Here is a 1078-nt window from a genome sequence, read left to right on the forward strand (position 1 = left end):
AAGGGCTATCCATCTAGCTCCACCTGAGCCATGATGGCGGAATGAGCGAAGCCCAGCGTACGCCCGTTGCCGGCCAGGACTATCCGCAAACGTGGAGCCAGTTCGAAGACTGGTTTTCCGGTGAATCCGATTGCCTACGTTACCTCGAACGATTGCGCTGGCGTGAGGGTTTTGTTTGTCCGCGCTGCGCATGTCGCGATGAGCCGTATCGTGCTGATCGAGCCCGGCTGGTCTGCCGGGCATGCCGGTTTCAATGCACCGTGACGTCGGGCACGATCTTCGACAAAACCCGTACCCCACTGAAGGTGTGGCTGGCTGCGGCGTGGTACATCACGAGTCAGAAGTCAGGCGCCAGCGCGCTCGGGTTGCAACGGGTTCTCGGGCTGGGCAGCTACCAGACGGCATGGACCATGTTGCACCGTTTTCGCCGGGCGATGGTCCGTCCCGGACGCGAACAGCTCAAGGGCGTAGTCGAGGTCGATCAAAGCTATCTGGCTATCCGGGAACGTCGGAAAAGTGCTCGCAGCACAGGCGAGAGCCAGCGCACAACCAAGGCAGTGATCGTTATCGCCGTAGAGATCCTGGAGCCCAAAGGATTCGGACGCATCCGCTTGCGACGGATCGATGAGGAAAGTGCCGCTAACGTTCTACCTTTTGTGAAGGAGGTCGTAGTGCCGGGCTCTGTGATTCGAACCGACGGTGCACCGATCTACGTCCCCTTGGGCGAAATTTATGGGCACGAGCGAACTATCGTGAGAACGGTCACGCCGGGTTCGCTTGCGCCGGCACATGTGGTGTTGCCAGGCGTGCACCGGGTCGCCTCGTTGCTCAAGCGGTGGCTGCTCGGTACGCATCAAGGCGCAGTCAAACCTGATCAGCTTGACCATTATCTGGACGAGTTCGTGTTTCGCTTCAACCGTCGCACCTCGCGCTCGCGAGGGCTACTCTTCTATCGCTTGCTTGAGCAGGCGGTCGTGACTGCACCGATTACCTACGACGACGTAGTGGTTCGGAAATCACGCCGCAAAGGCCAGAAATCTCCACAATGCGAAATTGTGGAGCTAAATGGATAGCCCTT

The 1078-nt window shown here is 59.0% G+C and carries 1 protein-coding gene; it reads left to right on the forward strand.

What is annotated here, in order from left to right; all coding sequences use genetic code 11:
* Nucleotides 1–41: 41 nt before the first annotated feature.
* Nucleotides 42–1073, forward strand: coding sequence for an IS1595 family transposase (locus tag HV773_RS36490; protein WP_129561771.1), 1032 nt, complete (start codon nucleotides 42–44; stop codon nucleotides 1071–1073).
* The last annotated feature ends 5 nt before the right edge of the window (nucleotides 1074–1078 follow it).

Source organism: Paraburkholderia caffeinitolerans, assembly GCF_902859945.1.
Taxonomy (GTDB): domain Bacteria; phylum Pseudomonadota; class Gammaproteobacteria; order Burkholderiales; family Burkholderiaceae; genus Paraburkholderia; species Paraburkholderia caffeinitolerans.